At 60.0% G+C, this 5,120-nt stretch carries 4 protein-coding genes; 2 read left to right on the top strand and 2 right to left on the bottom strand.

All coding sequences use genetic code 11. The features are described from left to right. Positions 1 to 312 precede the first annotated feature (312 nt). Entirely contained in the window at positions 313 to 837 is a 525-nt protein-coding gene (locus PLZ73_05900; GenBank protein ID HOO77406.1) for a hypothetical protein, read from the top strand. Then, positions 834 to 2,231 (top strand): hypothetical protein, encoded by a 1,398-nt coding sequence (locus PLZ73_05905; protein ID HOO77407.1) that lies wholly within the window; start codon positions 834 to 836, stop codon positions 2,229 to 2,231. Before PLZ73_05900 ends, PLZ73_05905 begins: the two co-directional genes overlap by 4 nt. Before the next feature lie 733 nt (positions 2,232 to 2,964). Here the strand turns inward: PLZ73_05905 and PLZ73_05910 are convergent. Both PLZ73_05910 and PLZ73_05915 read right to left on the bottom strand, forming a co-directional pair. Further along, on the bottom strand, positions 2,965 to 4,302 hold the full coding sequence (locus PLZ73_05910) for an MFS transporter (GenBank protein ID HOO77408.1): 1,338 nt from the start codon (positions 4,300 to 4,302) through the stop codon (positions 2,965 to 2,967). 121 nt (positions 4,303 to 4,423) lie between these two features. Then, positions 4,424 to 5,120: 16S rRNA (cytosine(967)-C(5))-methyltransferase (locus PLZ73_05915; GenBank protein HOO77409.1), on the bottom strand; the 697-nt coding region annotated here is incomplete at its 5' end.

Raw genomic sequence — 5,120 nt, forward strand, 5'->3', positions numbered from 1 at the left:
GCCCCCTCCGGGGGCACCGCTCAGCCGCCCGTTGGCAATGGAAAGGAGACCAATCATGCCCGATGCGCGAAGAACAACAGGCGGGTTCAAGTATTGCCCTCACTGCAACGAAGTGAGAGAGACCCGAGTCTGTGAGGAGCTTAACAAGAACGTTCGTATCGGCGATTTGCAGGCAAAGCGGAGGCGGGTCATATGCGGACTCGACCGCAAGGGGCAAGGCGGTTACGGCCGCAAATGGTGGACTGTTGAGGTCGTCGAATCGGAACTCAAGCAAGCATTGTGTCTATCTGATTGAAAGGAGCGTGACGACGAATGGCAACGAAACTCATCTACAAGAACGCTGAAGCGCTTGAGCCCATCAACAAGCTGCTCCAAGAAGCATCAGAAGGGGTGGAGGATGAAGGCCGGACTATTGATAGTAGTTCAATGCCTGGTGTGCTGGGTGCCGCAGTTGGTGGCGGAGTGGGTGCAGGTGCGAGCTTTGCAGCGCTTTACTTCTTGGGAACGGTCGGACTAAGCGCAGCTGGCATCACTTCGGGCCTTGCAACAGCAGGAGCAATTGTCGGGGGTGGCATGGTGGCGGGTGTGGGCGTCCTAGCAGCCCCAGTGGCTGGCCTGGCGGTAGGCGGCTATGCGCTGATTGCGCGTCGAAACAGAAAGCGTCTTGTCCAAGCCAAAGAGTACCTGCTCAAGCAAGTTGTTGCCAAGCACGACGCCGTCCTGAAAGCGCTCAAGAAGCGCGTCGACCTCTCAGAAGAGCGTGTGCAGTACTTGGAGGCACTGAACATCAGCCTTCGAAGAGCAATCAGCGATCTTGAAGAGGACCTGGCGGCATGAGCGACAAATACGACACAGTCGATGTCACTGGCGTTGACAGCGATATGCAAAAGGTACTGAAGCATCAAAGCAACGAGGCAACTGACCTGAACGAGCGCCTCTCGCGTGGCGAGAAAACGCTCGATGCTACGATATCGGAGTCGGAGAGAATACTAAGAAGGCTCCAGCGGCCAGTGCCCAAGCGTGAGCCTGCGAGGAGCCCCTCCGAGTTAGCCCTCCCTGCGGTTCGCCCTTGGTCCCAGATGCTCAGTGAAGCTGAAAACGATATCTCTTCTGAGATATCGTTGGCAGACCTGCTTACCGAAGCAGAGATGTCTGACGCAGAAAGCGGCATTGCTATCCTGCGCGAGGAGTTCGACGCACAACACCGTCTCGATGGCATAGACTGGGCCATTAGCGGCGTTGCGGGCACTCTCGCCGCGCTGGTCGACACCTTCCTTATCAAGATGCCGAGTTCTCCCGGATACCTTGGGTCTAAGAAGACGCAGGGCGGTGCACTTTCGGACTACATTCGTGACCGTCTGAAAAGCGCTCATACTCCGGAGGAAATAGCTGCCCTTGAGAAGAAGTATGGCGTACCCTACGATATTCCACACTCGTCAAAGCTTGGCAAGAAGGTCAGTGGCCTTGGTCCGAAGACGCATCGCTTCCAGTCCTTGGGACATGACCCGATTCTCGGATTCATTTTCGGGGTGTCTGATATCCTGAGAGGCAAGATGACTGCGGTCGATGCCTCCGGACGGTTGATTATCCAAAAGGTAGGCGCCTCGAATCCCGGAATGTCGATATTTGAGGCAATCGCACATCAATTTGGACATCTAAAGTCCGATATTTCAACCAAAGCAGGACTACCTGCCCCGCTTATGCCACTACTTCAGTTCATACAGGTTGGACACTTCGGGAAAGGCGACAGGACTGTTGGTGAGATTGCCAGGCTAATGTATGTGAAGGGATACGACTTCGGCCACTTCCTCGCAATGTCTGTCCCAGTGCTTCTTATTGAGGTAATCGTGCGTGTCGCATACTGTGTCAAGCGTCTGAAGGAAGGCCATGACCTTGCCGGTGCGTTGCCGCTCAATCTGCCGGGAAAACCCCACCAACCTAAGCTCCAGACCATGCTGTTCACGGCCCATCTCATATCAACAGCCGTCAACGGGACGCGGGCATACCTCACAAGCAACCCCTTGGCCATAAACTACCCGCAGTGGATTATGTTCGCAAAGTCAAGCTTTCAGCAGTGCAGGTGGGTTCTCTTCAAGAAAGAGCAGGAGAGATTGGCGCATACACAAGCCAAGATGGACAACGAGTGGGAAGTGCTCAACAAAGACCTGAGCGCTTGGTGGGACAACGACGAAGTGGGAAGCGATGTCCTCTCGCTTCCTGCCTCTCAGTAGTGTTGAAAGCAAAAGAAAAGATTGCCAACAAGCGCATGAATGCGGACAGGGCCACGGTGTCGGGTCAGCAAAGTGACTGAGCATTTCCGAAGTGAGTTCGCCCACAAATGTGCCTTGGGGTGTGGCCCTGCCGGTTATGCAAACGTTAGCCAAATTATTATTGTAAAAGAGATTTTGGATTATGTTCCCCCCCTTCCCCGCCCGTATAAATCCTTGGACTCACCATGAAGGTCATGAAGGGGAAAGAGGTAGCCACAAGAGGCACAAGAGGTTTTTAGCGTGTTGATGATGGGCTGAAGATGCCTCGCGGCGGACAGTGGGAATACCCTACTATTTTTCAATCTGTGTAATTTTGGTCCCCCAATCTGTGTCACCTGCCTGCCGGCAGGCAGGTCTGTGGACTCCCTCCCTTCCTGAACCCCAAACACTTATCGCACCTGATTTCTCTGATTGGGGGAGGAATTCAGAATACAGAATACAGAATACAGAATTCAGTATTCAGTAGCCCCCCGCCCCAGCCCCTTGTACTCACATGTAGGCATGTAGGCCATGTAGGGAAAAGGCTGAAGGGAGGCACAGAAAGAGTCCGAGGTGGAGTGGTTTTTCTCTATGCACTCTGCTCTCTGCTCTATGCTCCCCTCCTGAACCCCGAACCCTGAACCCTCTCATTCCCCCTCTGTGTCCTCTGTGGTTAATCCCCCTTCCTGAACCCTCTTCCCCACCGAACGCCCCGCTAGCGCTCGGGGGGGATCATGCATTCGCTCGAAGCCTGGATCCCCGAGGCCACTTCCGGGATGATGCCGAGGCGGACGTAGACCGGGCGGACATGGCGCCTCAGGGCCGGGAGGCGGCGGAGGAAAACCAGGGCGCCGAGCACGCAGGCCGACCCGCCCAGGGCCAGCGTGGCCGGGGCGCCCACCGCGTCGGCGAGCGCCCCCGCGGCCAGGCTCCCGAAGGGGGCGGTGCCGACGAAGGCCATCATGTACAGGCTCATCACCCGTCCCCGCTTATCGTCGTCGACCAGGGTCTGGATGATGGTGTTTCCCGACGCCATCTGCACCATCATCCCCAGGCCGGCCAGGAAGATCAGTCCCAGCGATAACGGAAAGGAACGGGAAAAGGAAAACGCGACGAGGCTGGAACCGAAAAGGCCGGCCGCCCGCGGGATCAGGCGCCCCAGCCCCAGGACGCTTTTACGCGAAGCCAGCCAGAGCGCGCCGGTCAAAGCCCCGACTCCCGAGGCCGCCATCAGGAGCCCGAAGGTATAGGGTCCTCCCCCCAGCACGGATTTGGCGAAGACCGGCATCAGAACCATATAGGGCATGCCGGTCAGACTGATCACCCCCAGCAGCAGGATGATCGCCCGCACCGGCGGGAAGCCGAACGCGTAGGCGAGCCCCCCGCGCAACCCCTTCAGGAGCGAGCGTTCCCGGGAAGCGGCGCGGGTCCGGGGCAGTTTCATCAGCAGCAGGGAAACGATCACGCACAGGAAGCTGATCGCGTTGACGACGAAACAGACGCCTTCGCCGACGGAAGCGATCAGGGCCCCCGCCAGGGAAGGCCCGAGCAGACGGGCGCTGTTCACCATCGAGGAGTTGAGGGCGATGGCGTTGCCCAGGTTCTGCCTCTTTTCGACCAGATCGACGACCAGGGCCTGCCGCGCCGGCATATCGAAGGCGTTGATGACCCCCAGCACCGCGGCCAGGGAAACGATCTCCCAGACCTGGATCGTCCCCAGATAATAAAGGCAGGCCAACGCCGCCGCCTGCAGCATGGCCAGGACCTGGGTCGCGATCAGGACCCGGTAGCGGTCCCAGCGGTCGACCAGGACCCCGGCGACGGGGGCCAGCAGAAAAGTCGGCACCTGGCCGGCGAAGCTCACCACCCCCAGAAGGACCGGGGATCCGCTCATGCTGTACACCAGCCAGGGGATGGCGACCCGCTGCATCCAGGTCCCGATCAGCGAGACGCTCTGCCCCGTGAAAAAGAGCCGGTAGTTCCGATAGCCGAGCGAACGGAATATCGTCCCCCACCGGAAGCCGTTTTCTTGACCGTTGTCGTTCGTCTTCAACTCCGTCGCCGCCCGCGGACCGTGTACATAACCCGGCAGTATACCCGCTGGACGGTCGGGGGTGAACAGGGTTAGGGGAAGGTCCGGGCGGCCATATCCCCCGATGACGCGTCGGGGCGACCTATCCGCCGCGCCTTTCCAGGCGCGCGGCGAAGTATCCGTCGCCGTCGGCGTCCGGGATTCCCTCTTCGACCGCGACCGCGCTCCACTCCGGGCGGGAAGCCAGAAACGCTTCGACCGCGCCCCGGTTTTCTTCATGTTCGAGGGAACAGGTGCTATACACCAGCCTTCCCCCCGGTTTGAGCAGGGAAGCCGCGCGTTCCAGCATGGCGGCTCCCCGGGCGGCCAGGCGGGGGATGTCCTCCGGCCGCAAACGCCAACGGACGTCGAGTCTCCGGGCGAGAACGCCGGTGTTCGAACAGGGGACGTCGAGGAGGATGCCGTCGCAGGGAGAGCCCGGGAAGGTCTCGGCGCCGAGGAGATCGTATTCCAGAACCCGGGCCGAGGTTATCCCCAGCCGGGAAATATTTTCCCGGAGCGTATCGAGCCTGGGCGCCGCGGAGTCGGCGGCGATAACGACGCCCCGGTCCCCCATGAGTTCGACCGCGGCGCCCAGCTTACCCCCGGGAGCGCTGCAGAGGTCGGCGAACGTCTCTCCGGGAACGGGCGCGAGCAGTCCCACCGCGGCCACCGTGGACGGGTCCTGAACCTGGAACAACCCCGCGGCCAGGGCCGGGGAAGAAGCCGGGGAAAACCCCGGAGCCAGGCGGAAAAAACCGGGGCGCCCCGCCACGGGCCGCGGATCGGCACCCTCCTTC

The organism is bacterium, from assembly GCA_035380285.1.
Taxonomy (GTDB): Bacteria; Auribacterota; Erginobacteria; order Erginobacterales; family DAOSXE01; genus DAOSXE01.